This window comes from Mucilaginibacter antarcticus, from assembly GCF_042686155.1.
GTDB classification, from domain to species: domain Bacteria; phylum Bacteroidota; class Bacteroidia; order Sphingobacteriales; family Sphingobacteriaceae; genus Mucilaginibacter; species Mucilaginibacter antarcticus.
The window spans coordinates 384,089-408,792 of the sequence record NZ_JBHUON010000001.1 but is presented as its reverse complement, the minus strand read 5'-3'; the positions used below and the strand labels follow the sequence as shown (position 1 = coordinate 408,792).

General features: G+C 43.8%; 26 protein-coding genes and 1 tRNA gene. 10 read left to right on the top strand and 17 right to left on the bottom strand.

Annotation, left to right across the window (positions count from 1 at the left end):
- Positions 1-113: 113 nt before the first annotated feature.
- Positions 114-797, top strand: a complete 684-nt coding sequence (locus ACFSYC_RS01830; protein ID WP_377122909.1) for a hypothetical protein — start codon at positions 114-116, stop codon at positions 795-797.
- Positions 798-881: 84 nt separating this feature from the next.
- Here ACFSYC_RS01830 and ACFSYC_RS01825 read toward each other — a convergent pair whose 3' ends face one another.
- The 5 genes from ACFSYC_RS01825 to ACFSYC_RS01805 all read right to left on the bottom strand — a co-directional run bounded on the left by ACFSYC_RS01825 (position 882) and on the right by ACFSYC_RS01805 (position 4,209).
- Positions 882-1,241, bottom strand: a complete 360-nt coding sequence (locus tag ACFSYC_RS01825; RefSeq protein ID WP_377122907.1) for a single-stranded DNA-binding protein — start codon at positions 1,239-1,241, stop codon at positions 882-884.
- A complete protein-coding gene (locus tag ACFSYC_RS01820; protein ID WP_377122905.1) occupies positions 1,235-1,630 on the bottom strand; it encodes a response regulator in 396 nt (131 codons plus the stop codon). Before ACFSYC_RS01820 ends, ACFSYC_RS01825 begins: the two co-directional genes overlap by 7 nt.
- A 451-nt stretch (positions 1,631-2,081) precedes the next feature.
- Entirely contained in the window at positions 2,082-2,969 is an 888-nt protein-coding gene (locus tag ACFSYC_RS01815) for a bestrophin family protein (protein ID WP_377122903.1), read from the bottom strand.
- A gap of 47 nt (positions 2,970-3,016) precedes the next feature.
- Positions 3,017-4,093, bottom strand: a complete 1,077-nt coding sequence (locus ACFSYC_RS01810) for a phosphotransferase enzyme family protein (RefSeq protein ID WP_377122901.1) — start codon at positions 4,091-4,093, stop codon at positions 3,017-3,019.
- A gap of 25 nt (positions 4,094-4,118) precedes the next feature.
- Positions 4,119-4,209 (bottom strand) — tRNA-Ser (locus ACFSYC_RS01805).
- Between the two features lie 272 nt (positions 4,210-4,481).
- Between ACFSYC_RS01805 and ACFSYC_RS01800 the strand changes: the two genes are divergently transcribed.
- The 4 genes from ACFSYC_RS01800 (at position 4,482) to cdaA (ending at position 7,868) form a co-directional block, all read left to right on the top strand.
- The gene (locus ACFSYC_RS01800) at positions 4,482-5,453 is read left to right on the top strand and encodes a polyprenyl synthetase family protein (protein WP_377122899.1); all 972 of its coding nucleotides are present in this window, start codon (positions 4,482-4,484) and stop codon (positions 5,451-5,453) included.
- Positions 5,453-6,502, top strand: a complete 1,050-nt coding sequence (locus ACFSYC_RS01795; RefSeq protein ID WP_377122897.1) for a TerC family protein — start codon at positions 5,453-5,455, stop codon at positions 6,500-6,502. Before ACFSYC_RS01800 ends, ACFSYC_RS01795 begins: the two co-directional genes overlap by 1 nt.
- Before the next feature lie 4 nt (positions 6,503-6,506).
- On the top strand, positions 6,507-6,989 hold the full coding sequence (locus ACFSYC_RS01790; protein ID WP_377122895.1) for a group II truncated hemoglobin: 483 nt from the start codon (positions 6,507-6,509) through the stop codon (positions 6,987-6,989).
- Between the two features lie 87 nt (positions 6,990-7,076).
- Positions 7,077-7,868, top strand: a complete 792-nt coding sequence (gene cdaA / locus ACFSYC_RS01785; protein WP_377122893.1) for a diadenylate cyclase CdaA — start codon at positions 7,077-7,079, stop codon at positions 7,866-7,868.
- Between the two features lie 436 nt (positions 7,869-8,304).
- Here cdaA and ACFSYC_RS01780 read toward each other — a convergent pair whose 3' ends face one another.
- On the bottom strand, positions 8,305-9,996 hold the full coding sequence (locus ACFSYC_RS01780) for a 2-oxo acid dehydrogenase subunit E2 (protein WP_377122891.1): 1,692 nt from the start codon (positions 9,994-9,996) through the stop codon (positions 8,305-8,307).
- A gap of 49 nt (positions 9,997-10,045) precedes the next feature.
- Positions 10,046-11,041, bottom strand: a complete 996-nt coding sequence (gene pdhA, locus ACFSYC_RS01775; protein ID WP_377122889.1) for a pyruvate dehydrogenase (acetyl-transferring) E1 component subunit alpha — start codon at positions 11,039-11,041, stop codon at positions 10,046-10,048.
- A gap of 361 nt (positions 11,042-11,402) precedes the next feature.
- On the opposite strand from pdhA, the gene ACFSYC_RS01770 reads away from it, so the two are divergent.
- Positions 11,403-11,981 (top strand): C40 family peptidase, encoded by a 579-nt coding sequence (locus ACFSYC_RS01770; RefSeq protein WP_377122887.1) that lies wholly within the window; start codon positions 11,403-11,405, stop codon positions 11,979-11,981.
- Between the two features lie 222 nt (positions 11,982-12,203).
- Here the strand turns inward: ACFSYC_RS01770 and ACFSYC_RS01765 are convergent, their stop codons facing one another.
- Both ACFSYC_RS01765 and ACFSYC_RS01760 read right to left on the bottom strand, forming a co-directional pair.
- Complete coding sequence (locus ACFSYC_RS01765; RefSeq protein WP_377122885.1) at positions 12,204-12,413, bottom strand: hypothetical protein; 210 nt, start codon at positions 12,411-12,413, stop codon at positions 12,204-12,206.
- Between the two features lie 307 nt (positions 12,414-12,720).
- A complete protein-coding gene (locus tag ACFSYC_RS01760) occupies positions 12,721-12,906 on the bottom strand; it encodes a hypothetical protein (RefSeq protein WP_377122883.1) in 186 nt (61 codons plus the stop codon).
- Between the two features lie 74 nt (positions 12,907-12,980).
- Between ACFSYC_RS01760 and ACFSYC_RS01755 the strand changes: the two genes are divergently transcribed.
- A complete protein-coding gene (locus tag ACFSYC_RS01755; protein ID WP_377122881.1) occupies positions 12,981-13,928 on the top strand; it encodes an SPFH domain-containing protein in 948 nt (315 codons plus the stop codon).
- Between the two features lie 60 nt (positions 13,929-13,988).
- On the top strand, positions 13,989-14,549 hold the full coding sequence (locus ACFSYC_RS01750; protein WP_377122879.1) for a DUF922 domain-containing protein: 561 nt from the start codon (positions 13,989-13,991) through the stop codon (positions 14,547-14,549).
- Here the strand turns inward: ACFSYC_RS01750 and ACFSYC_RS01745 are convergent.
- Entirely contained in the window at positions 14,546-17,092 is a 2,547-nt protein-coding gene (locus tag ACFSYC_RS01745; protein WP_377122917.1) for a ligase-associated DNA damage response DEXH box helicase, read from the bottom strand. The genes ACFSYC_RS01750 and ACFSYC_RS01745 overlap by 4 nt on opposite strands.
- Positions 17,093-17,179: 87 nt before the next feature.
- Positions 17,180-17,752, bottom strand: coding sequence for a pentapeptide repeat-containing protein (locus ACFSYC_RS01740; RefSeq protein WP_377122877.1), 573 nt, complete (start codon positions 17,750-17,752; stop codon positions 17,180-17,182).
- 65 nt (positions 17,753-17,817) lie between these two features.
- Between ACFSYC_RS01740 and ACFSYC_RS01735 the strand changes: the two genes are divergently transcribed.
- Positions 17,818-18,042: a hypothetical protein gene (locus ACFSYC_RS01735; protein ID WP_377122875.1), complete on the top strand. Its 225-nt coding sequence runs from the start codon at positions 17,818-17,820 to the stop codon at positions 18,040-18,042.
- Between the two features lie 179 nt (positions 18,043-18,221).
- Here the strand turns inward: ACFSYC_RS01735 and trpC are convergent, their stop codons facing one another.
- From trpC to ACFSYC_RS01710, 5 genes are all read right to left on the bottom strand, one after another.
- Positions 18,222-19,007: an indole-3-glycerol phosphate synthase TrpC gene (gene trpC, locus ACFSYC_RS01730; RefSeq protein WP_377122915.1), complete on the bottom strand. Its 786-nt coding sequence runs from the start codon at positions 19,005-19,007 to the stop codon at positions 18,222-18,224.
- Positions 19,008-19,048: 41 nt separating this feature from the next.
- Positions 19,049-19,723 (bottom strand): anthranilate synthase component II, encoded by a 675-nt coding sequence (locus ACFSYC_RS01725; protein WP_377122873.1) that lies wholly within the window; start codon positions 19,721-19,723, stop codon positions 19,049-19,051.
- Positions 19,724-19,785: 62 nt separating this feature from the next.
- The gene (locus ACFSYC_RS01720) at positions 19,786-21,195 is read right to left on the bottom strand and encodes an anthranilate synthase component I family protein (protein WP_377122871.1); all 1,410 of its coding nucleotides are present in this window, start codon (positions 21,193-21,195) and stop codon (positions 19,786-19,788) included.
- A 227-nt stretch (positions 21,196-21,422) separates the two neighbouring features.
- Positions 21,423-21,857, bottom strand: a complete 435-nt coding sequence (locus ACFSYC_RS01715; protein ID WP_377122869.1) for a cytochrome B — start codon at positions 21,855-21,857, stop codon at positions 21,423-21,425.
- Between the two features lie 183 nt (positions 21,858-22,040).
- On the bottom strand, positions 22,041-22,280 hold the full coding sequence (locus ACFSYC_RS01710) for a phage tail protein (RefSeq protein ID WP_377122867.1): 240 nt from the start codon (positions 22,278-22,280) through the stop codon (positions 22,041-22,043).
- Between the two features lie 222 nt (positions 22,281-22,502).
- Between ACFSYC_RS01710 and ACFSYC_RS01705 the strand changes: the two genes are divergently transcribed.
- Positions 22,503-22,676, top strand: coding sequence for a hypothetical protein (locus tag ACFSYC_RS01705; RefSeq protein ID WP_377122865.1), 174 nt, complete (start codon positions 22,503-22,505; stop codon positions 22,674-22,676).
- 52 nt (positions 22,677-22,728) lie between these two features.
- Here ACFSYC_RS01705 and nagB read toward each other — a convergent pair whose 3' ends face one another.
- Entirely contained in the window at positions 22,729-24,648 is a 1,920-nt protein-coding gene (nagB, locus tag ACFSYC_RS01700) for a glucosamine-6-phosphate deaminase (protein ID WP_377122863.1), read from the bottom strand.
- Positions 24,649-24,704: the final 56 nt, after the last annotated feature.

Sequence of the window (24,704 nt, the reverse complement as noted above, 5' to 3'; positions counted from 1 at the left end):
ACCGTAATTGTGTAAACCTATTTTAGTACTAACTTTAAAGTGTAAACTAACACCAGTATTAACAACCAATAGTGTAAACTTTTTTCAGGACGGGTCAGGCGCATAAAGTTATTTTGCCTTATGCCTTAATATTATTCGTACTGGCCATTTTGGCATTGCTGGTGTACTTTTCGACCTTGCCAGAGATTGAAACAGACAGAGATGAGGCTGCGGTTGAAGGATCAGTATCAAAGGCAAGTAGTATAACACATTACCCTCACCTTATGCTAGGCGTGCTTGCCATATTTTTATACGTGGGTGTAGAGGTTATAGCGGGCGACACCGTGATAAGCTACGGCAGTAGCTTGGGTATCCCTTTGTCGACAGCAAAGTTTTTTACTACCTGCACTTTGTTGTGTATGATAACCGGATATATTATCGGCATTATTTGCATCCCCAAATATCTTACGCAAGCCACTGCCTTAAAAGGTTCGGCAATAATTGGCGTTGTATTTTCGGTTGCTGCTATTTACAGTCCCGGTTATACCTCTGTATTGTTTATAGCGCTTTTAGGCCTTGCGAACTCGCTGATGTGGCCAGCCATATGGCCTTTAGCTATTAATGGCTTAGGGAAGTTTACCAAGATTGGCTCTTCGCTGCTGATAATGGGGATTGCCGGTGGCGCATTGTTGCCACTGCTTTACGGCCGTTTGTCTGATGTTTACAGCCCCCGTTATGCTTACTGGATCTTGATACCCTGCTATCTGTTCATAGCGTACTACGCTACCTGGGGGCATCGCTTAAAAAGACAGGAGTGAGTCTCTCTTACATTTTCGTTCCCTTTAGGACGATCGCGCGTAAAAGCAAGGCCATGCTAACACGGTACGCTACCCGTAGGCATATTAATGAATAGCAGTCTGTGCTAATACCGGTGTTTTTATCTCAATTGGCTCAATACCCAAGGCAACAATTTCAGAACGATAATGCCTAACCTTATTCTCGTCTAAAACCATCTTGGTTTGCAGTCGGCCCTGTAAGTATAATGTAGTGCCTTTAACCAAAACATCAGCATCGGCTAAATTTGCTGGCACGCTTACCTTATGTTGCTCTTCATGCACCTGCTGTTCGCCCACGGTTTTAATTCGCTCGGTAGTTACCAGCGTGAAACATAAAAATAACTGGCTTTCAACTTTATGCCATCGCGGCGCATTGCTGATGTAACCCATTAATATTACTTTATTGACGGTATTTCTGTTTAACATGAATATTGCTTTTCTGCTTTAGTAATTAGTCTGTGTATATTTTCGGTAACGTCGTCCAAATCAAAGGGCTTTGCTATAAACGCGTCGCACCCATAGGTGCCTAAAGAGTTAATGACCCGCGGATGGGCTGACATGATTATAACGGGAATAGCTTGAGTGGAACTGTTGTTTTTAATTTGATGACACAATTCGCCACCATTTATACCCGCAAGTAAATAGTCCATAAGGATCAGGTCCGGCCGACGTTGGATTATGTCGGGAAAGATGTCATTGGTGCCGGTTATGGCACGCACTTCATACCCCTCATATGACAGAGCTTCTTTCATCACATCCAGAATGTCGTTATCGTCATCAACAATAAGTACTCGTTTATTTTTTACTTCGGGCATCACAGGCTAAATTATCTCCCCTTATGAACATAGAAACGAAGTTATGGTGTATCATTTTCCCAAATTCCGTATTAATACCTAAATGCGTAGGTGTAAATACGTAATCTTATTAAAGAATCATAACGCTTTTGGAAAGAGAGAACGGGGCGTTTTATTGATTAAGCCCTACATAATGGCGTGGCGATAAAGATAACGGTATTGCGTGCTTAGTCCGCTCTCCAAGTGCCTGACGATACCCCTCTGCCGTGCGCTTGCTGGTAAACGGTGGTTGCCAGTCGACTGGTTGGTAAGTTGACGCGATCACTATCAGACTTCAATGTAAAGGTAGAATACTCGTACCGGTTTTTGCCTTATGTGGCGATAATCTGAGTAAGCAACCAATCGGTCAAGAAACGGCAGTGCGCGTTCAGGTCTTTTATAGCGTCTATCAGTACGGATCTATATTACAAATTTACATGATGTAAAAGGTGTCCGGTTCGGTCGGCTTATGCGGGATAGGCAAGTTCGCCATCTCCATTAAATTGCGCTCAATAGTTGCCGACAGGGTTGACATTGGCGTATCGGTTGGTTTGTTTTCAAATGGGTCCTGCATCAAAATAGCAGTACGCTCAATAGCTATAAACAAGGATGGTATCATGATTGATACCGCAATTTCTATCAAAAAATGATTGTCGTCAAGGCCAAAGGGTAAAATGGTCATTAAAACGTAAATCATAAAGTGGATCATAACACTATATGAGCGTGGAAAGATGGTGTTTTTAATCCGCTCGCATTTACCCATCGCGTCGGTCAGTTTTACTATGGTATTGTCTAGTTGGACCTGCTTATTTGCGTCCAACTTATATTGGGCTGATAGCGCTGCTAAATCTTCGGCATGCCGGGTAAGTAAGAGGTTGGGGCGATTTTCGCTATCTGTACCAAGCTCATTAATATAATTATCCGTTATTGCTGACGGCGATACTCGCCTTAAGCCTTCGGCAAGCGCATAGCACCATGTTGCCTGGCGTATGGCAAAACGCTCTATGTGGGCCGCCTTTTCTTCGCCGGCTGGTATAAACTGTATTAGTTGCCTTATCAGGGTGCGGCTATCATTAACAATAGCTCCCCAAACCACTCGTGCTTCCCACCAACGCTCGTAAGATTGCCCGGTTCGAAATGCCAGTAATAAGGACAATAAAGTGCCAATCAAAGCTGATATACTAACGGGAATGACCATATCTCTAAAAAACGAATTGTGGTCCAGCATTCCCACCAAAACAGAATAGATGACTATCGCCATAATATCCCATTTGATAAGATTAAGAAAATAAACGACAGAGATCCTTTTTTTTAGCAGCATAATTGTGAAACAGTTGTCGGTTTAATACAAAAATTCGGCCATTCAAATCATTGAAGCGTTGTTGGTTGGCTAGTATTCAGCACGTTGATGATCTGCACAAAATCAGGTTCGGCCTGTATGTATAGTTCAAGCAATTTGATCTGGTTTTTCGCGCGCGTCAGATTATGTCCGTCATACTTAACCGGGTAATAGATGTCGCCATTTAAAAAGTCGGTTAAAAAGCGTACTGCCTGCATGTAAATCATAAATTTACCGGCGTAAATAAAAAGCTCCCTTTCCTTTGTTGTTAGGCTGCCCCCCATATGGCTAATATAGCCCGCATATATTGCTGAAAAGAAATTCGGGCGGATATCGATTTTGTCCATATCCTGCTCTTCTTCATTTGCTTCGGCCAGGTAGGTGCGCATCATATCACCCACATCGCTGATAAAATATCCGGGCATAATGGTGTCAAGGTCAATTATGCCTAAGCTATTATCCCCATCGTCAAACAATACATTATTTATTTTAGTGTCGTGGTGGATTACCCTTAGTGGTATCAACTTATCTTTGCTGATCTGTTCATATAAGTCGGCAATGGTAAAATGCTGTTGTACCTGTTGTATTGCGTATTCTGCCTCCACTTTCCGTTGTTGCGGGGCCTTGGCTAAGGCTTGTTTAAACTGAGAAATCCTAAGGCTCAAGTCATGAAAATTGGGCAGCGTATATTTAAGCTGATTTACATCAAGCTCCCGCAGCAAAAAGGTGAATTTGCCAAACTGCCTTGCAGCCTCATAAGCCTGGCTGGTTTTAGTTAAATAGTCAACAGTTTTTGATCCGGCTACAAAGGGCGACAGTCTAAAAAAGCTTCCTTCAGCCTGAACTAATAATTGACCGTCAAGTGTTGCCAGCGGTGCAGCGAATAGATAATTAGGCGATTTTTCTTTTAAATAGTCGGCTAATAAATGCAAGTTATCAGCAATATGCTGCGGGTTAGCAAATACGTTTGTGTTGATCTGTTGCAAAACGAAGACGTTAGCGTCCCCGGTTACTTTCCAAGTACGGTTGATAAGCCCCGAGCCTAAAGTTTCAACTTGGTACAATTGCGGATTGAGCCCGTAAGCTTGTAATATAGCTTTGAACATGCTTTACTGTATCGTGCCATAAATTTGGCGGAGAGGGAGGGATTCGAACCCTCGATACACTTTTGGCGTATACACACTTTCCAGGCGTGCTCTTTCGACCACTCAGACACCTCTCCGTTTAAGTGGATAGCAAAGGTAGAATAATTCGCATAAAAAAGCGGGATATCCCGCCGAATGCCCCGCTAGTATAAAAAATAACCAAAAACTATATTCCACTTTAATTACAGCATGCTGCAACATCAATGTATCTAATAGAGTGTTTACCCGGCCAAAGGTTTAATTTGCTTCGAAATTTTTAAGCTAATAATGCAGATAGCGTTTTTTACCTTATGTTTGCTGCACCTTGGTTAAACAGGCAGTTTAACCTGTAAAAGCTTGTTATAATTTAATGCTGAGCATCAACGAGATCAAGAAACCCATTGCTGCTGATATTGATGTATTTGAAGATCGTTTCAAGGAATCAATGCGGAGCTCAGTACCCCTGCTTGATCGCATTACTCACTACATCGTAAAACGTAAAGGAAAGCAAATACGCCCGTTGTTTGTGTTCTTTTCGGCTAGTATTTGCGGGGGTATTAACGAGTCTACACACCGCGGTGCCGCTTTGGTTGAGCTGCTGCATACTGCTACTTTGGTGCATGATGACGTAGTAGATAACTCCTACCAACGCCGGGGCTTTTTCTCTATTAACGCATTGTGGAAAAATAAGATAGCTGTTTTAGTAGGCGATTACTTGCTGTCAAAAGGCTTACTGCTGTCTATTGATAATGGCGATTTTAGCTTGTTGAAGATTGTGTCGAAAGCGGTAAAGCAAATGAGCGAGGGCGAACTGTTGCAGATTGAAAAGGTGCGCCGCATGGATATAGGAGAGGAGGTTTATTACGAAGTGATTCGTCAAAAAACAGCATCCCTTATTGCCGCGTGCTGTGCTTGCGGTGCTGCGTCGGCCGGTGCAGATGCTGATACAATTGAGAAGATGCGCTCGTTTGGCGAGAAGATAGGTATAGCTTTCCAGATCAAGGATGATATGTTTGATTTTGGCACAGATGATGTTGGCAAGCCCTTGGGTATAGATATTAAGGAAAAGAAGGTTACCCTTCCCTTGATTTATTCCCTGAGCAATTGCAATGTAACAGAGCGTAAGCGGGTTATAAACCTGGTAAAAAATCATAATGACGAGCCGGCTAAAATAGCACAGATCATTGACTTTGTTAATGCTACAGGCGGCCTGCAGTATGCCGAAACCCAAATGAAAAAATACCGCGACGAAGCCTTTGATATATTAAAGACCTTGCCTGAAGGCGATGCAAGGCGGGGGTTAGAACAATTAGTTAGCTTTACAACCGAAAGAAATAAATAATGTCACACGAATTTATTTTTATTGCCGGCTTTTTAGTTTTTATTTTTTTGATGATGGCAATTGATTTGGGCTTATTTGGTAAGTCTGATAAGCCTGTTAGTTTGAAACAGGCCGGCATCATGAGCGGTGTATGGGTGACCTTGGCCCTTGGCTTTTACGTCTTAATATTGAATTATGGTGATTACCTGCATTCTATTGACACTATGCAACGTCTGCAACAAATCAATACCGACCACGCCCATAAATTAACTTTAACTGATGATTTAGCGGCTAGCTTACAGCAATATCGTAAAACCCTAGGCCTTGAATTTTTAACCGGCTATGTGGTCGAGTACGCGTTATCAGTTGATAATATATTTGTAATGGTGCTTATCTTTTCAGCATTTTCTGTCGATAAGCGATATTACCATAAGATACTACTTTGGGGGATTATAGGTGCCGTAGTAATGCGTTTCCTGTTCATTTTCCTGGGGTCAGCGTTGATCAACCAGTTCCATTGGATCCTTTATATTTTCGGAGCGTTCTTGATTTACACCGGTGTAATGATGTTTATTAACCGTAACCAGGAAGAAAAGATAGATCCGGATAAGCACCCGGTTGTTAAGTTTGCTTCGCGCTTTTTTGCGGTGCACCCTCACTTTGCGGGCAGCAAATTTTTTGTGAAGATGGATGGAAAAAAGATGATCACCCCCCTGTTCCTGGTGCTGCTGATCATCGAGGCTACCGACCTTGTTTTCGCGGTTGATTCCATACCGGCTATATTCTCTATCACTAAAGATCCTTACATCGTCTTCTTCTCTAACATCTTCGCTATATTAGGTTTAAGATCGATGTTTTTCTTGCTGATCAACATCATTGATAAGTTCCATTACCTGAAGATAGGGTTAGCAGCCTTGCTGGCCTTTATTGGCTTGAAAATGCTGCTGTCACACTACGCAGAAGCAATAGGATTAACCACAGGCCGGTCTTTACTCATCATTGTTGGTATACTGGCTATTAGTGTGGTGGCATCATTGGTATTTCCTAAAGGGAAGCATAAAACAGCTTAATAATATGGAGGCTAATAATCATAGAACTATTCCTTCGCTTTTTGATTGGGCGGGAGGGATGCCCGTATTCGTAAAACTATTTGATCAGTTTTATGATCGGGTGCTAGCCGATGACATTCTTGAGCCGGTATTTAAGCATATGTCGGCGCAACACCGGGAGCACGTTGCCCATTTCGTAGCTGAGGTTTTTGGTGGTCCAAAACTATACAGCGAAGCAGAAGGCAGCCACTTTTCCATGGTTCAAAAGCATGTGGCAAAGCACCTAACACAACAACACCGTAAGCGTTGGATTGAGTTGTTACTGGAGACTGCTGACAGCTTGCAGCTTCCGGATGATCCGGAGTTCCGGTCTGCTTTTATGGCTTACCTGGAGTGGGGCACCCGCATTGCAGTACTAAACTCTAACCTTGAAGACCTGGATATGGACACCAATGCACCCATGCCTAAATGGGATTGGGGCGTGCCCGGTGGGCCTTACATTGGTTAACGGTGACTGCAATGCTCATATCAAAGTAAACCTGCGTCTTATTGCCTCGCATGTCCCAAATTTGGTATCTAAACCTTAACTTCGTGGATGCTCAATTTAGATCTCAGCCTTTTTGAAATAACCTGGTATAGCGTATTGGATATCGTGCTGGTAGCGTTTTTGATTTACCAGCTATATAACTTAATACGCGGCACCATAGCTGTAAATATTCTGATAGGTATGGCTGTTATTTACGCGTTGTACTTTGTGGTTAAATGGAGCAACATGCAGTTGCTTACCGGCATATTGGGCTATTTCAAAGAGGTTGGCATCATCATCGTTGTGGTGGTGTTTCAGCAAGAGATAAGGCGGTTCTTCCTGTTGGTGGGTAAAAACGCCTCGCTGCAACGCAACAAGGCCTGGTGGCAGTACTTCTTTGGCCGTGCACAGGACGAGAAGAACAACTACACCCGTATTAAGCCCATAATCGATGCCTGTAAGATACTAAAGCAAACCCGCACCGGCGCTCTTATTGTATTTGCCAAGTATTATGACGAGCAGTTCTACCAAAACAGCTGCGAGGTGATGGATGCCAGGATCTCCAAACGGTTACTGGAGAGCATCTTTCAGAAAACCAGCCCTTTGCATGACGGGGCCGTCGTAATAGCAGAGAACAAGATCAAGTCGGCAAGCTGCATTTTGCCGTTGACGGACAAGGTTGACCTGCCTCCGCAGTTTGGCTTGCGCCACAGGGCCGGAATTGGCGTTACAGAGGCTAACGAGGCAACGGCTATCATCGTATCCGAAGAGACGGGCGAAATCAGCTACGCCAAACAAGGTAAGGTCAAGATGAATATCAGCTTTGCGGAGCTAGAGAAGCTGCTGAATAAGGACTTTTAAGCGTTTGTTTCACGCGCGTGTGACACAGATGAAACAGATGAAACAACATTTTGGGTCAACGCTCTGATATTGAGGTATTTGAAAAAATTGAGTGAAACAAAATGAAACAAGATTTTGGCTTAAATAATTGATAATGAGTTGATTGTAAATCGGCCAAAAATAATCAAAATGAAACAGGATTTCGGTCAAATACCGGAATTTTAAGAGTAAAAGGTTATCATTTCGACGACTTTCCCACCCTTACAAAGTACACTATCGCCGTTGTTAAACGCGGTAGTCAACCACTAAAAGCATAGTCGTTGGTCGCCAAAGACTTGGAACAGCGGGGTAAAATCCGGGTAATAGTAGGTATTTTCCTACAAACAAAAAAAGCGACAGGCTTAAACCCATCGCTTTTTAAATCCGACATCGAAAATTCGATATCCAATATTAAAAATTATATCAACAACCTTACCGGTTCTTCTAATAACTGTTTTAGCGTTTGTAAGAAAGCTGCGGCTAAAGCGCCATCAACCACGCGGTGATCGCTGCTTAGGGTAACTTTCATAACGTTGCCCGGTACTACTGCACCATTTTTAACCACCGGTACTGCCTGTATGCCGCTTACTGCAAGTATACACGCGTTTGGTGTGTTAATGATAGCGGTAAACTCGTCAACGCCAAACATACCTAAGTTAGATATGGTAAAGGTTGAGCCTTCCATTTCGGCAGGCTGTAGTTTTTTACTTTTTGATTTACCGGCCAGGTCTTTAACCTCAAGCGAAATATGAGTTAATGATTTACCATCGGCAAACTTGATAACCGGTACCAGTAAACCTTCGTCAACCGCTACGGCTACACCAATGTGTACATGCTCGTTAGTACGGATCTTATCGCCCTGGAAAGCCGAGTTAATAGCAGGGTGTTGTTTTAAAGCAACAGCGCAGGCTTTAACCACAAAATCATTAAATGAAATTTTAACCGGGGCAACCTCGTTGATCTTGGCACGTGCAGCAATAGCCTGGTCCATATCAATAGACATGGTTACAAAGAAATGCGGCGCGGTAAACAAGCTTTCGCTTAAGCGGCGGCTAATAGCCTTACGCATTTGGGTAACCGGTCTTTCAGTAAATTTCTCTTCGCCGGTAAATGTTGGCAAATTGATTGGAGCAGGTGCAGCTTTTGCAGGAGCATCGGCGCCTTTAGCAGGCGTAGCGCTTTCTGCAGCAGGAGCAGCTTTTGCTGGTGCGGCACCCGGTTTAAAGTCCTCAATGTCTTTTTTAACAATGCGGCCACCCTCGGCAGTACCTTTTACAGCGTTAATATCAATGCCCTTGTCTTTGGCTATTTTACGTGCCAGCGGCGATGCTTTTACGCGGCCATCGCTATGCGATGTCTCTTTTTCTTCCTCTTCGGCAGCAGGCGCGCTTTCCGCTGCAGGTGCAGCATCAGCAGCCGGGGCAGCTTCTGCGCTTGCCGCAGGGGCATCATCCTGCAATAGCGGCGTAATGTCTGTACCCTCTTTACCTACAATAGCTATAATGCCATTAACCGGCGCAGCTTCGCCTTCTTTAGGGCCAATGTATAGTAAAGTACCTTCTTCATAACCTACAACTTCCATGGTAGCCTTGTCGGTTTCCACATCAGCCAGCGAGTCGTCAGATTTTACTTTATCGCCAACTTTAAAGTTCCATTTATTAATAACCCCTTCGGTCATGGTATCGCTCAAGGCAGGCATACGTATAACCGTAGCCGGGATGCTTGATGTATCAACCTTAGCAGCAGGAGCAGGTGTAGCAGCGGGTGCTTTATCAGCGGCCGGAGCTTTCTCTGCAGCGGGTTTTTCTTCCTTGTTTTCGGCCGGGGCAGCAGCAGGAGCGCTACCTTCTAATGCAGCCTTATAATCTTCGCCTTCTTTACCTATTACGGCAATTACGTCATCAACAGGGGCAGCTGCGCCCTCTTCAATACCAATGTAAAGCAATACGCCGTCCTGGTACGATTCAAAATCCATAGTGGCTTTGTCGGTTTCAATTTCGGCCAATACATCGCCTGATTTTACCTTGTCACCAACTTTTTTATGCCATTTAGCCAATACACCTTCGGTCATGGTGTCGCTCATCTTAGGCATTTTAACTACTTCGGCCATATATATTTAGGATGAATTAGAATATTTAAATTCAGTATTTGTTTAAAGGTTAGTCCATGATGTATGGGTAATCCTTCTGCACGTAAACATCAGTATAAAGCTCTGACGCTTCAGGCCATGGCGACTCTTCGGCAAATTTTACCGCCGCGTCAACCTCTGCTTTTACTTTAGCTTCAATCTCTTCAAACCATTTCTCATCAGCATAACCGTTTTTGGTAATAGCTTGTTTCACGGTTTCAATAGGATCTTTTGCTTTATAGCTTTCCAGCTCTTCTTTGGTGCGGTATTTTTGCGGATCGGACATCGAGTGGCCTTTATAGCGGTAGGTACGCATCTCTAAAAAGGTTGGTCCTTCGCCGGCACGTGCACGGGCAACAGCCTCGTCCATCGCATTGTGTACAGCAACAGGGTCCATACCGTCAACAGCCGATGAAGGGATGCCGTAAGGCAAGCCCAATTTAAAAATATCAGGTTGTATAGTAGTACGGGCTACAGATGTACCCATAGCGTAACCATTGTTCTCGCAAATAAATATTACCGGCAGTTTCCATAACGCGGCCATGTTAAAGGTCTCGTTAAGGGCACCCTGGCGTACAGCGCCATCGCCCATGTAGGCAACGTTTACAAAGTCGGTACCTTTAAATTTTTCAGCGAAAGCTACACCTGCACCCAAAGGGATCTGGCCGCCTACAATACCGTGGCCGCCGTAAAAGTGATGCTCTTTGCTAAACATGTGCATAGAGCCGCCTTTACCCTTTGAGCATCCCGTAGCTTTACCATACAGCTCGGCCATGATAGAGTCTGAAGTTACGCCCTGGGCGATAGCATGAGCGTGATCGCGGTACGCGGTTATCATGCTGTCTCCTTTTTTCAAAACAGACATGGCGCCGGCTAAAACCGCTTCCTGGCCAATATATAGGTGGCAAAAACCACGTATTTTTTGCTGACCATATAACTGTCCTGCTTTTTCTTCGAATTTACGCATCAAGTACATAGACTCGTACCACTTTAAGTAGGTGTCTTTATTTATTTCGATTGAACTCATTTGCAAACAATCTATTTTAGTAGAAGCGCAAATCTAAATATATATTGCAAATAATCGAAACGTTTTTAGTGATAAACGGCGGTAGATTTAAGAATAATTATCGGGGCATTAGACAGCGAAGTTTTATTATTAAAATCTGATAAGCGTAAGGGCAGTATTATTCAGTTTAACCGTTAATTACTAATCTAAATCTTCCCCGTCAATCATTTAATCCCCAACTATTGAAAATTAAATAATCAGCATAAAAACAGCCTTTTATTTGCGTAATTGAAAAAAATGGATAGTTTTGTATCCAACCTGATCGAATATGTATAACAAAACGGACGCTTTGTGCGTTTAAAGAGACGAAATCGAGAATTAAATGAAGAAAATTGTACTGGCCACGGCCTTATTTTTCAGCGTTTTAGTAGCCCAGGCTCAAACAAAAAGTGCTCCAAGTCAGGCAGATAAGCCTGGTGATGAACAAGAAAGCTTAGCAAAAGATTATCTTTCTCAAATTATGCATGTTGCGGTATCTGCAACATCAAACCTAAAACTTTTTAATTTTGTATACGAGTGGATAGGCACCCCGTATCGTTTTGGTGGCAGCACTAAAAAAGGTATTGACTGTTCTGCTTTTACAAAACAGCTCTACAACCAGGTTTTTAATCTGGATATAAAACGCAACTCGCGCGATATTTTCAGCATGGTTAACCCCATTGCTAAAGATGAGTTAAAAGAAGGCGATTTGGTTTTCTTTAAAATTCATAGCCGCAGCATATCGCACATCGGTATTTATTTAGGCGATAATCGTTTTGCACATGCATCATTAAAAGGTGTAGCTATTAGCAGCCTTGACGATGCTTATTACAGCCGTTACTTTTATAAAGGTGGCCGCGTTTTGCAAGCCTTTAAAAAGGATTTGCCTACTACTGCAGCAGCCGAGGTTAGCGAAGATTAAATAAGATATTTAGATACATCATATAAATCCTTCTCATGTAAAAATGAGAGGGATTTTTTTTGTCATTAAATCTGTCGAAGCTTTTATGGAAACACAGTTTGTTCACGCTAAAACACGCCATTACCCGGGCAGCGTTATACTTACCGAAACAGAATTTTATTAAGTCGATTAAAAATTAAGAAAGAGGTAGGATTGTGTTGACTAATACAGGGGGGACGGTAGTTAATAGTCGTCAGAATGTTTTTTGTAGAGCTGGCTTATACCAATAAAAACTACAATTAGCGAGAATAGCAATACGCCTGCCGCCGCGCGTTTGTCCATACCGTCTGCAAACTGCGAGATCCCGGCGTAAATAAGTCCGGCTGCGCCTGCAACGGTTAATAAAGTGCCTATGATTTTAGTTCTACGGCCGCTATTAGCTTTCTGTTTCATGTGTTTAATCAATAGTCGAAAATTTGACCGATCCAAAATCGATCATTTAATAAATGCTATCAATACTGCAAATGAGGTATTAGCAGCAACTATCGCTATAGGCAAATATAGTTTTAAAAACAGCACCACGATATCATCGCCGATTCAGAAAAGCGATTAGCTTATTCGTGCGTTTAGCTTTTGTTCAGCATGGTTAAGCCTACCAGTAAAGTCATACCCGGCAGCCGTTTTAGCTGCCGGGTAGTATAATTCGGGAATATTAGTTAAACACCACACGTTGTGGCATTTGTAACACCCCTTTTAAGGGTTATGCCTCGTCTTTTGTGTTTCTAACCAGGCTTATGCCGGTAAAGAAAAATATAATGCTAATTACTCCTATCACCACCAATGTGGTATAGTTGTCGGCATGCGATATAATATTTACCCCGGTATATATTAAACCGATGATGCCTAAAATGGTAAGGATGGTTCCGAAAGTTCTTTTAACGTTCATGGCTTTTTATGCTAAATTTTAAACTGATAGACCGATAGTAAATACTATCTTTATTCAACTAAATCTAATAAGTCATGACAAACCAAATAGTTTCATTTGTAATCATTTTTATTTTAATAATTATTGTTTTTTCGTCGTTTGTAACTGTTAAACAAGGCACTATTGCCGTTATCACCATATTTGGCAAATACCGCCGTATACTTACCCCGGGGCTAAATTTTAAGATCCCGTTGGTAGAAAACATCTACTCAAAAATATCTATCCAGAACCGCTCGGTCGAGCTGGAATTTCAGGCAGTAACATTTGATCAGGCCAATGTGTATTTTAAGGCTATGCTGCTGTACTCGGTACTTGATCAGCAAGAAGAAACCATTAAGAACGTGGCCTTTAAGTTTGTTGATGAGCGTAACCTGATGCAAGCGCTGATACGTACTGTTGAAGGCTCTATCCGTGCTTTTGTGGCTACCAAACGCCAATCTGAAGTATTGATCTTACGTCGCGACATTGTTGAACATGTAAAAGACCAATTGGATGTGATATTAGAAGGTTGGGGCTATCATCTTCAAGATTTGCAGTTAAACGACATTACCTTCGATGAGGTGATCATGAAATCAATGAGCCAGGTAGTGGCATCAAACAACTTGAAGGCTGCTGCCGAAAATGAAGGACAGGCGCTATTGATCACTAAGACTAAAGCGGCCGAAGCTGATGGTAATGCCATCAAAATTTCGGCCGAGGCTGAGCGTCAGGCATCGCAGTTGCGCGGGCAGGGCGTAGCGCTATTTCGCCAGGAAGTTGCTAAGGGTATGACCGTTGCCGCTAAAGAAATGGAGTCGGCTCACATGGATACGTCTGTTATTTTGTTTACCATGTGGACGGAGTCTATCAAGCACTTTGCAGAAAACTCTGAAGGCAACGTGATCTTCCTGGATGGCTCGGCTGACGGGATGCAACGTACCATGAAAGAGATGATGAGCTTAAATGTATTATCGGCTGATAAAATACAAAACACAAAGAAGTAATAGGATAAACCTTTGCCTGTGGGCACAGTCTTAAAGGCAAAGGTTTTAAACTATTATTTAATGAGAGATAGATTTGTGGCCATGATGTTTGGCTTGCTGTGCTTAAACATAGCTAACCCCGCAGCGGCCCAACCATACAGGCAGTTAACCACCAGCGATTTTAGAGGTACGCCGCGCCCCGGCGCAAACGGCGCCATTGCCCACACCAAATGTTCCATTAATTTTAGGTACGAGGGCGTAGGCCAGGGTAATAGCTTCAGGCTTGTGAGTAACGTAAGTTTGATGGTAGACCCTTACTACTCCTGGATAGATTTAAAACGTGTAACATCGCCAAAACAACTGGACAGGATATTGAACCATGAGCAAGGGCATTACATGATATCGTACATGGAGCAGCAGGAGCTAACCCGGCAGGTAAACCGCCTTACCTTTGATGCTTATAATTATAAATACCAGGCGAGTAACCTGTTTAACCGGATCCACGCTAAATACGAGGAGCTTAACCGCAACTATGACGCCGGCACCCAAAATATGCGCGACGAAGAGCAACAACGCAGCTGGGATGTGTACTTTAAAAAGCGCTTAACCTTTGCGCCGCCGGCTGAAGCCGAGGGGTATTAAAATCCTTTCTTCCTTGTTACGCCGGGTTTGCGCTGTTTCTTGTTTTGTTCAATACCCACACCTTCGGCACCATACTGGCGGGCCATTTTGCCTATACGGTCTTCCATGGTTTCGGTAGTCAATTTCTCGCGACCAAGGCTATCCACCATAATCGGGAAGGCAAATGGGGTGGGCCTGTCAATGTGTTTTAGTATAATATTTTGTTTAACAATGCGCTGCAGGGCCATCCGCATCCTAAACTCTTCTAACTGAAATGCCAATGCCTCATTATAGGCTTGGCGCACCAATAAGTTATCCGGCTCGTACTCGCTAAACACATCAAACAGCAGGGATGACGAAGCCTGCAAGTGTTTGTTTTTAACCTGCTGCCCCGGGTAACCCGTAAACACCAGGCCGCCAATGTGGGCAATGTCTCTAAAGCGGCGGCGTGCCATTTCGTTGGCGTTAAGGCTGTGCTGGATATCGTCCAACAAACCCTCGATAGAAAAGAAATCAGCATCCTCTAAAAACTGCTCGATATCGACGTCTTCATCGGTCAACAACTCAAAGCCATAATCATTCATAGCGAGAGAGAAGCTGGCCGGTTTTACCCGCGAGATGCGGTAAGCCAGCAAAGACGCCATACCCTCATGCACTAACCTACCTTCGAAAGGGTAAAACAACAAGTGATGCCCCTCGCGGGATTTGAACGACTCGATCAAAAACTCATGGCTTTGCGGCAGGTGCGATAATTGTTTCTGCAGATCAAACAGGGGTTTAAGAGCTATTACTTCTTCATCCTTTTCAATACCGTGCGCTACCTCGTCCAGCTTGTCGCGAAAAACCGCCGATAGCTGCGATGACAGCGGCATACGCCCGCCCGCCCAGCTAGGTATCAACCCTTTTTTAGCGGTCGATTTTTTAACGTAGGCGCTCATTTCTTTAATGCGCACAAACTCCAGGCTTCGCCCCGCGAACCAAAAGGTGTTGCCCGGTTTAAGTTTAGATATAAATGATTCTTCTAACGTACCCAAACTGCCGCCGCTTAGCCATTTAACGCGGATGCTCATTTCACTGGTAATGGTACCAATGCTCAACCTGTGCCGCATTGCTACCCGGCGACTGAACACTTTGTACACGCCGTTCTCTATCTCCACCTTCAAAAATTCATCATACTGCGCCAGTGTTTTGCCGCCATTGGTAATAAAGTCAAGCAGTTGGCTAAACTCTTTACTGGTCAAATCGGCAAATGCATAGGTTGATTTCACTTCTTTGAACAGCTCATCCGCCTTAAACCCTTCGGATACCGCCAGCGTCACCATGTATTGTATCAATACATCCATGGCCAGCAGCATCGGGTCGCGGCTTTCAAAAATGCCCTGTTTGATGGCCTGCTTAAGGGCGGCGCCTTCCAACAACTCCATAGAGTGTGTCGGCACAAAATAAGCTTTGGATATCGCGCCGGGATGGTGCCCGCTACGCCCCGCGCGTTGCATAAAACGGGCCACGCCTTTGGGGCTGCCCACCTGTATCACCGTGTCCACCGGGCGAAAGTCAACCCCAAGGTCTAAGCTGGATGTGCAGACTACCACCTTCAATGCCTCGGCATGCAGTGCGGCCTCGACCCAGTTGCGCAGCTCATTATCCAGCGACCCGTGGTGCATGGCCATTACGCCGGCATACTCGGGGTAATTGTCCAATATAGCATGATACCAAATCTCTGACTGCGACCGCGTATTGGTAAAAATCAGCGTGGTTTTACTTTTGGCTACCAGTTCCATCACCTGCGGCAACAATTTTAAACCAATGTGCCCGGCCCAGGAGTAGTTCTCTACGTTCTCCGGGATAATAGATTTGATCACCAGTTTCTTCTCTACGTTGGCCCGCACCATTTTAATATTTTCAGGAGGAAAGTCATTGCCCAGCAAAACATCTGCGGCTTGCTCAAGGTTGCCAATGGTAGCCGATATGCCCCAAATTTTTAACCTTGTTTTGTGACTTTGATCTTCCGGCGGTATTCCCAAAACTTTCAGTTTTGACAGGCCTAGTTCCACTTGCACGCCGCGTTTGGTCCCCAGCAATTCATGCCACTCGTCAACCACTAATACCTGCAGACTTTTAAATATGGCGGGGTAGTCCTTTTGGGCCAGCATCAGGTGCAGGCTTTCGGGGGTGGTGAGTAAAACTTCTGGTAGTTTCTTTTTTAGCGCGGCTTTTTCGGCAGCTGGGGTATCTCCGGTGCGGGTGGCAATTTTCCATGGAATGCCAAGATCGTCGCAGACTTCCTGCATGGCTTTGCGGATATCGTTGGTTAGCGCCCTTAGCGGGGTTATCCAAAGCATTTGCAAACCGTTGTTCTGCCGGGTTTTATAGTCAGGGTGCTTATTAATGAAGTCGGCCAGGAAAGGCAAAAACAGCGCGAAGGTTTTACCGCTGCCCGTAGGCGCGTTTAACAAACCTGAGTTGCCGGCCAGGTAGGTGCGCTCCATCTCTTTTTGAAACGGAAACTGCTGCCAGCTTTTTTGCTTGTACCATTGCCGTATAACTTGTTGCCCGGGTGTCATCATTATCAGGATAACAAAGTACGTAATCTTTTGTGCGGATGATTAGAATTCCTGACGGTTTTATAGGTGATGGGTAGCTGGTAAGATTTAAACTATCTTAAGATCATATTTAAAAAGTAAACCCTCTAACCCATGCGATGAAAATATAGCCTTTTTCATGGTGTTCAACTCGGGGTCAATAATATAATTTAAGGCGGTGCTGAAATTTACCGAGGTTAAATTTGTTTGCCTGAAAACAGTTTCCAGCAGGTTGCAATCGTCAAAAACAGAACCTGCTAAGTTGGCTTGGGTAAAGGTTACTTCTTTTAGTGACGACTTTTTAAATACTGTCTTTGGCATCTTTTTGCGCATAAACGATGAGTAATCCAACGAGCACGATTCAAATGCTACGGTGAACAAAAAGTCTTCGGCAGCGCTAAAGTTTACACCCAGTATTTTGCAATCTTTAAAGCTGACATTATTTAACGTACTGCGATCCAATTTCATCATGGATAGGTTGCAGTTATCAAAAATACAGTCTATAAATTTACACCCGGCAAAAATGGCATCGCTAAAATCGCACTTTTTAAATACGCAGTTATTAAACTCCGTGTTGCGCTCCGTGGTCTTTGCGTAGTTTAATTCGGTAAAGGTTTTATCGTCGAGGATGGTGGCGCTCATGAAGCAAAGATAAAACCAGTTTTCATTGATTTCGGTTATCTGTAAAAACTTGCTAACTTTATGTTATGACATTGGTAAAGCTTAAAAAATCACTTCATGAAAAGATAGATGATTTAAACGAGCAGCAATTTTTAGAGCATGTTGCAGCTATACTTACTAATAAGGAAGAGGTGTTTATCATTCCGGCCCACATGAAGGAAGGTATCCGTCAGGGTAAGGAAGATGCTAAAAGTGGCAATGTCTATACCGTGGAAGACTTCGAGAAAAAGTACCGGGCCTTTTTAAAATAAACATATATAGGATACTCCTACGGAGTCACACAACTTCTCCATCGTATGCTATAAACAGGCCGCTCCTCGGGAGCTTCTTATCCGCGTTAAAGCTCCATCGGAGCACCCTGTTTATAGAAAAAATTGACGACATAAAAAAGGCTCCATCGGAGCCTCCTAATATTAGTCAGATAATATATTTATTTTAACCCCTTAACAAACTCCTGCATCGCCACGCCCGGATCAACCTGCTTCATAAAGTTTTCGCCTATTAAAAAGCCGTTGAAGCCCGCTTGTTTCAAGCCTTTTATGGTCTCGGTATCGCTTATGGCACTTTCAGAGATCTTCATAAACTCGGCAGGGATATGTTCGCCTAATTGGTAAGAAGTATCTACCGATACCGTAAAGTCAGCCAGGTTGCGGTTATTTACGCCAATAGCATCAAGATTTGGGTTTATGCTGCGCTGCAACTCTTCCATATTATGCACCTCAAGCAGCACATTAAGGCCCAGGCTTTTTGCCAGTTTGGCCAAAGTGTCAATTTCTTTAGGGGTAAGTATGGCGGCTATCAGCAAAATAATATCGGCACCTAATGATTTTGCTTCAATCACCTGGAACTCGTCAATCATAAAATCCTTACGCAAAACGGGGATATTGTTAGCCTGGCGCGCCTTAAACAGATCAGTTTTGGTCCCCATAAAAAAGTCGGTATCTGTTAATACAGATAATGCCGAGGCTCCGGCCGCGGCATAAGCCGTAGTTACTGCCTCAACACCCACTTTATCATTAATAATGCCTTTTGATGGCGAGCGTCTTTTAAACTCGGCGATAATACCGGTGCGTGCTGGGTCAAGCAAAAACTCTTTAAAAGAATAGGTGGGGCGGCTAAACAGTGCCGACGACTCTAACTCTTTAATACTGATATGTTTTTTTGCCGATGCTACCTCGGCTTTTTTATTCAGAACAATTTTATCAAGGATATTCATGGGCATGCGCTCCCGGCTTAACCGCCGGGAGGTATATGTGTTTAGTTATAAACGATCGTATTAACGTTGGCTAAATTACCAATTTTTGATTTACCGGATGCTAACCAGTTTTGCAGCATTTCTTTACCAAACTCTGTTAAAATAGACTCCGGGTGAAACTGTACGCCGCGCACATCATATTCTTTGTGTCTTAAAGCCATAGCCGAGTTATCTACCTCGTCAATAGCAGTAATGATCAGTGTATCCGGAATTGATTTTTCATCAACTACCCATGAGTGGTAACGGCCCACTTTAAACTGCTGCGGCAAGCCTGAAAAAAGCTGCTCGGTATCATCAGTAACTGTAATGGGTGTGGCTATGCCGTGCATAGGTTGTTTTAAGTTGTATAGTGTACCGCCAAAAACTTCGGCAATGGCTTGTTGGCCAAGGCACACACCAAAAATGCTTTTTGTAGGGGCGTACATGGCTATCACATCAAGCAATAAACCAGCTTCTGACGGGATACCCGGGCCCGGCGAAAGGATGATCTTATCGTAGGCGTCAACATCCTCAAGCTTAAACTTGTCGTTTCTCCAAACATCGCACTGCAGGCCCAACTCGTTTACCAGGTGTACCAAATTGTACGTAAACGAATCGTAATTATCGATAATTAAAATTTTTCCGCTCTGCCCAACTGTGGCAGACGAAGAACTTATCTTGTTAGTGGGTTCCATCATTATTTAAATTAACAGGTATCAATTAAACGATACCCTGATACTTTTTGTTACAACTACAGGTGTTATAGCTCTTCTGCCAGTTCAAGCGCTTTGCGCAGCGCGGCAATTTTGTTGTTAACCTCATTTAGCTCACTTTCTGGCACAGAGCCGGCAACTATGCCCGCGCCTGCCTGGTAATGCAGCGTATTGTTTTTACTTAAAAACGAACGGATCATAATGGCGTGGTTAAAGTCGCCATTAAAGCCTAAATAACCTATGGCGCCGCTGTAAAAGCTGCGTTTTATATTCTCGTTCTCGTCAATAATTTCCATAGCACGGTATTTTGGTGCGCCGCTCAGGGTGCCCGCCGGGAAGGTATCGGCCACAACTTTAAACGTTGGTACGTCTGCCAGCAACTCGCCGCTTACCATGGATACCAGGTGAATTAAGTGCGAATAATATTGCACCTCTTTGAAAGCCTTAACCTCTACATGCTGGCAATGGCGACTCAGGTCGTTACGGGCGAGGTCTACCAGCATCACGTGTTCAGCCGACTCTTTTGGGTCGTTTTTCAGGCTGAAAGCCAGTTCGGCATCCTTCTCATCGTCACCGGTACGTTTAAAAGTTCCCGCAATGGGGTATATAGTGGCCTTACGGTTTTTAATGGTGATCTGCGCCTCTGGCGATGAACCAAAGATGCGGAAGTTGCCATAATCAAAATAGAACAGATAAGGAGATGGATTAATAGAGCGCAAGGCGCGATAAACGTTAAATTCATCGCCGGTAAACTCTTTAGAGAAAGCCCGCGACGGCACGATCTGGAAAACATCGCCGCGATAAATGTGCGTCTTCATTTTTTCTACTATCGCTATAAACTGCTCATCGGTAAGGTTTGATTTTTCTTCGGCCTTGCTGTGAAAATGATATTCAGGGAAATTTTTGTTTTTGATCAGGTCATTTATACGATCAATACCGGCGGGATCCGTTTCGCCTTCGGGCTGATTATGGAAAATGTACAGCTCGTTTTTAAAGTGATCAATAGCGATAATATAGCGGTATATATTATACTGCATTACCGGTATTTGGCGGGTAACGTCGTCGCTTTGTTTTAGGCGAATGGTTTCATAATGCTCCACCGCTTCGTGCGTAAAATAGCCAAATAAGCCATTCGCTGTAATTTTAAGGGGGATCTCGGTAGTCTCAAAACTGTTTAAAAAGTTGGTCAGATCTGCTATCAGCTCAAACTCGCCGGCTTTTAAAGTTTCTTCGGTGCCATCCGGATAGCGTTTGTTAAGCTCGCCGTCGTTAAGGGTTAAGCCGCCTATCGGGTCGCAGCAAACATAGCTGGTGCTGTTTTCGCGGCTGTGGTAGTCAGAGCTCTCTAATAGCAGCGAGTTAGAGAAAACGTCGCGCAAGCGCAAATATATGCTTACCGGTGTAGTGGTATCGGCAAGTAGTTTTTTATAGGTGGTGTTAATTTTATACTTTTTCATTGTTGTAGTTTCAAAACTTTTGTAAAACAAAAAACCCGGGGCATTGGGGGCTCCGGGTTTTCGTATTAGGTTTACAATTGGTTAGTGTCCTATGGTCAAAAAATTATCCGGCTGCCAAATTTAATTGGTGCCACCAGCTTTTAATATTTGTTTTTTTGATCATTGTGGACGCAAATTTATAAAGAAAATTGAATTAGCAAACTTTTTGTTCACTTTTTTGCAATTTTTTATAAGACAGAAATTTTGCCATGAACCAATGCGCCAATAATTATGAGTAGTGCAATGCCATAAAACAGGGCAATTGTTTTGTGCTTAGCCTCGGCCGAAAGCGCCTTTTTGCTCTTGCTGTGGCCTATGGTAATCAGTACCAATGCAATAAGCATTATAACCTGGTGCTCCACGGTATAGTATCGCAGGACAGGGTCTTTCATGGTGCTGCCGGCAAATTGTACCAACGGACTTAAAAAGTATAAAGCAATACCAATTAACAACTGTGTATGTGCCGATATCATGGCAAATAAATTGGTTAGCCTGTTGCCGTTAGTGTACGGGCGTTTGCCAAACCAGCCTAACAAAGCTGCAATAATGGTATAGATAAACAATACCAATACAATATACCTGAAACCCGAGTGCAGGTGCTGTACAATAGAATATGCGTTCATGGGGTGTGTTTTTTTTGCGCTAAGATAGTGATTAGTGATTAGAGGTGAATAATTGAAGGCTTGGGGATGTAATTTATATTCGCTCTAAATCGTCGTAAATATTTAACAAGATATACTAACTAAGAAAGGGCGGATAAACACCAATAGGATGCCTGCCTGCCCTTCTTAGTTAAATGTAAATAATTACTGTCTGCTTGGGAAAAGACCGCTTGTGCAGATAATGTACTTAGCGGGGCCTGTAGTGTCGGTGTTAAGATTTGGTAATGCAAAGTTTTTAATACCATCGCCGCCGTACTGTGTACCAAGTAAGGCAAATAATGCAGTGTTGTTTTGGATGTCTAATAAACGTCCATCACAAAACATCCAGTTTACTGGTTCAAAACCAGCTGCAAATAATAAAATACTGCTCATGTAAGCTTCCATTGTTGATAATTTAAAGGTTAAATAATGTTGTGAATATACTGATATATTTAGCTGTTAAGTGATGCATCTACTAATGAGCTAACTCCTCATTTGTCCGAAGGCTCTGGCTTCGGACAGCGTAAGGTTTACAACGACGATAACTGTCACAGCTACTTAACCCAAACTTAACTTTGGCGTACAAATTTATGCTTACATTTATAGCTAACTTAATGTATATCAGTTATGGATGCTGTAGTAAATTACTGGTGGGCCATTTTGGGCCTGTTACTGTTAGCTTTATTAGTGATATGGCTGATAATGCGCAATTTTAAAGATCAAAAGAAATTTGAAAAAGAACAAATGCAATCGGAGTTAAAACCCGGGGAGCACGACGTTAATCAGGATACAAGGCCTTAAATAAAAAGAGACGCAATGCATTGCGTCTCTTACATAAATCATCAAAATCTTCTTAATAAAAATACCGCTTAAACGCCTCCATAGCCGCATATTCTGCGAAGCCTAATTTATCATAACTTTCGGCGGTTTCGCGGTTGCGGTCTTCTGCCCGTACCCAGAACTCGCGGGCATCTTCGCCCGGGAAGACTGCGGGGTCTTTTTGCGACTGATGTTTAAATATGGCCAGGCGCTTACGAATAACCTCTTGGGGGGATAGCGGTACGGCCATCTCAATTTCGTGCGTGGCAAACTCAAACCAGGCGCCGCGGTACATCCACAGCCAGCAATCTTTCACCCAGTCTTCGGTCTTTTTAAGCTCGGCCAAAGCGGCAAGGATAATATTGAAGCAAACGATGTGCGTGCCATGCGGATCAGCAAAATCGCCGGCCGCAAAGATCTGTTGTGGCTTAACCTGTTTAAGCAGGTCGATAGTCATTTGCACATCAACCTGGCTAACCGAATTTTTAGTCACTTTACCCGTTTCATAAAATGGCAGGGCCATAAAGTGGATATGATCATCCTGCAAGCCTGCGAAACGCGCGCCGGCTATCGCCTCGCTTTTGCGGATAAAGCCTTTTACATCGCGCACCTCGGGGGTGTCAATCTGGTTGGGGTGCTTGGTTTCAAAAAACCGGCGCATGTCGCTGTGTATTCCTTTAAGTTTGCTGTTATCATCGCCAATACTGCTGTTAAAATCAATGGCAAACTCCATGTAGCGTAAAACGTCGTCATCCCAAACTGCGGTATTGCCTGAGGTTTGGTAGGCGACGTGCACATCATGCCCCTGGTCAACCAAACGAATGAATGTGCCACCCATTGATATCACATCATCATCAGGGTGCGGCGAGAAGATCAGCACGCGCTTTTTATCAGGCTGCGCGCGCTCGGGGCGTTGGCTATCGTCAGCACCCGGTTTGCCGCCCGGCCAGCCGGTAATGGTATGTTGTATCTGGTTAAAAATATCAATGTTGATCTGGTATACCGGGCCTTGCTCTGTGGCCAAATGCGCCATGCCATGAGTATTATAATCCTCGTCTATCAGTTTTAAAATAGGCTTGTTAACGGTGTTTGAGAGCCAGATAACTGCCTTCTTTTTCAGCTCGTTATCCCAATTACAATCTTTAACCAGCCAAGGGGTGTCAAAGCGGGTAAGTTCAGACGCGGCAGGTTCATCTAAAATAAACTCAACATTGTCTGACAGTTGCAGGTAGGTGGCAGGTACTTCGCCTGATAGCTCGCCTTCGACAGCTTTCTTGATGATGGTTGCTTTCTTCTTGCTCCAAGCCATCAGGATAATCTCGCGGGCCTTAAATATGGTGCCTACACCCATGGTGATGGCTTTGGTAGGCACAGCTCCTTTACCACCAAAATCGCGGGCAGCATCGGTACGGGTAAGGTCATCTAAAGTAACCAAACGGGTGCCCGAGTTGGGTGCCGAGCCAGGCTCGTTAAAACCTATGTGGCCGGTACGTCCAATGCCGAGTATCTGTAAATCAAGCCCGCCAAGGTCCTCAATTTGCTTTTCGTAATTAATACAAAAGCCGGCAATTTTGTCTTCGGGCAGTGTGCCGTCTGGTATGTGGATGTTGGCGCGGTCAATATCAATATGGTCAAACAAGTTCTCGTTCATAAACCGCACATAGCTTTGCGGCGCGTCGGGGCGCATAGGGTAATATTCGTCCAGATTAAAAGTTATCACGTTTTTAAAGCTCAGCCCTTCGTCTTTATGCAGGCGGATAAGCTCGGTATAAACCGCAATAGGCGTAACACCGGTAGCAAGGCCAAGCACCGCTTTTTCGCCATTAGCCTGCTTGCTTTTAATTAGGCTGGCAATGCGTTTAGCCACAGCAACAGCACCGGCAGCGGGGTTGGGACAAACGGTTACGGGTAGTTTTTCGTAACGGGTTTCTTCTAACAGATTTAATCTGGCCATATAAAATACAGGTTGGTCGGAGCGGCAAATATCGGTAATTATTAATTTAAGTTTTG

What these genes read in the sequence shown, in the direction of transcription:
- ACFSYC_RS01760 (WP_377122883.1), bottom strand. Translation starts at nt 12,906, where the DNA reads ATGAACGTTAAAAGAACTTTCGGAACCATCCTTACCATTTTAGGCATC.
- ACFSYC_RS01735 (WP_377122875.1), top strand. Translation starts at nt 17,818, where the DNA reads ATGACATTGGTAAAGCTTAAAAAATCACTTCATGAAAAGATAGATGAT.
- ACFSYC_RS01815 (WP_377122903.1), bottom strand. Translation starts at nt 2,969, where the DNA reads ATGCTGCTAAAAAAAAGGATCTCTGTCGTTTATTTTCTTAATCTTATC.
- ACFSYC_RS01800 (WP_377122899.1), top strand. Translation starts at nt 4,482, where the DNA reads ATGCTGAGCATCAACGAGATCAAGAAACCCATTGCTGCTGATATTGAT.
- pdhA (WP_377122889.1), bottom strand. Translation starts at nt 11,041, where the DNA reads ATGAGTTCAATCGAAATAAATAAAGACACCTACTTAAAGTGGTACGAG.
- ACFSYC_RS01715 (WP_377122869.1), bottom strand. Translation starts at nt 21,857, where the DNA reads ATGAACGCATATTCTATTGTACAGCACCTGCACTCGGGTTTCAGGTAT.
- ACFSYC_RS01725 (WP_377122873.1), bottom strand. Translation starts at nt 19,723, where the DNA reads ATGATGGAACCCACTAACAAGATAAGTTCTTCGTCTGCCACAGTTGGG.
- ACFSYC_RS01770 (WP_377122887.1), top strand. Translation starts at nt 11,403, where the DNA reads ATGAAGAAAATTGTACTGGCCACGGCCTTATTTTTCAGCGTTTTAGTA.
- trpC (WP_377122915.1), bottom strand. Translation starts at nt 19,007, where the DNA reads ATGAATATCCTTGATAAAATTGTTCTGAATAAAAAAGCCGAGGTAGCA.
- ACFSYC_RS01795 (WP_377122897.1), top strand. Translation starts at nt 5,453, where the DNA reads ATGTCACACGAATTTATTTTTATTGCCGGCTTTTTAGTTTTTATTTTT.
- ACFSYC_RS01820 (WP_377122905.1), bottom strand. Translation starts at nt 1,630, where the DNA reads ATGCCCGAAGTAAAAAATAAACGAGTACTTATTGTTGATGACGATAAC.
- ACFSYC_RS01745 (WP_377122917.1), bottom strand. Translation starts at nt 17,092, where the DNA reads ATGACACCCGGGCAACAAGTTATACGGCAATGGTACAAGCAAAAAAGC.
- ACFSYC_RS01810 (WP_377122901.1), bottom strand. Translation starts at nt 4,093, where the DNA reads ATGTTCAAAGCTATATTACAAGCTTACGGGCTCAATCCGCAATTGTAC.
- ACFSYC_RS01740 (WP_377122877.1), bottom strand. Translation starts at nt 17,752, where the DNA reads ATGAGCGCCACCATCCTCGACGATAAAACCTTTACCGAATTAAACTAC.
- ACFSYC_RS01790 (WP_377122895.1), top strand. Translation starts at nt 6,507, where the DNA reads ATGGAGGCTAATAATCATAGAACTATTCCTTCGCTTTTTGATTGGGCG.
- ACFSYC_RS01750 (WP_377122879.1), top strand. Translation starts at nt 13,989, where the DNA reads ATGAGAGATAGATTTGTGGCCATGATGTTTGGCTTGCTGTGCTTAAAC.
- ACFSYC_RS01710 (WP_377122867.1), bottom strand. Translation starts at nt 22,280, where the DNA reads ATGGAAGCTTACATGAGCAGTATTTTATTATTTGCAGCTGGTTTTGAA.
- ACFSYC_RS01705 (WP_377122865.1), top strand. Translation starts at nt 22,503, where the DNA reads ATGGATGCTGTAGTAAATTACTGGTGGGCCATTTTGGGCCTGTTACTG.
- ACFSYC_RS01780 (WP_377122891.1), bottom strand. Translation starts at nt 9,996, where the DNA reads ATGGCCGAAGTAGTTAAAATGCCTAAGATGAGCGACACCATGACCGAA.
- ACFSYC_RS01755 (WP_377122881.1), top strand. Translation starts at nt 12,981, where the DNA reads ATGACAAACCAAATAGTTTCATTTGTAATCATTTTTATTTTAATAATT.
- cdaA (WP_377122893.1), top strand. Translation starts at nt 7,077, where the DNA reads ATGCTCAATTTAGATCTCAGCCTTTTTGAAATAACCTGGTATAGCGTA.
- ACFSYC_RS01720 (WP_377122871.1), bottom strand. Translation starts at nt 21,195, where the DNA reads ATGAAAAAGTATAAAATTAACACCACCTATAAAAAACTACTTGCCGAT.
- ACFSYC_RS01765 (WP_377122885.1), bottom strand. Translation starts at nt 12,413, where the DNA reads ATGAAACAGAAAGCTAATAGCGGCCGTAGAACTAAAATCATAGGCACT.
- nagB (WP_377122863.1), bottom strand. Translation starts at nt 24,648, where the DNA reads ATGGCCAGATTAAATCTGTTAGAAGAAACCCGTTACGAAAAACTACCC.
- ACFSYC_RS01825 (WP_377122907.1), bottom strand. Translation starts at nt 1,241, where the DNA reads ATGTTAAACAGAAATACCGTCAATAAAGTAATATTAATGGGTTACATC.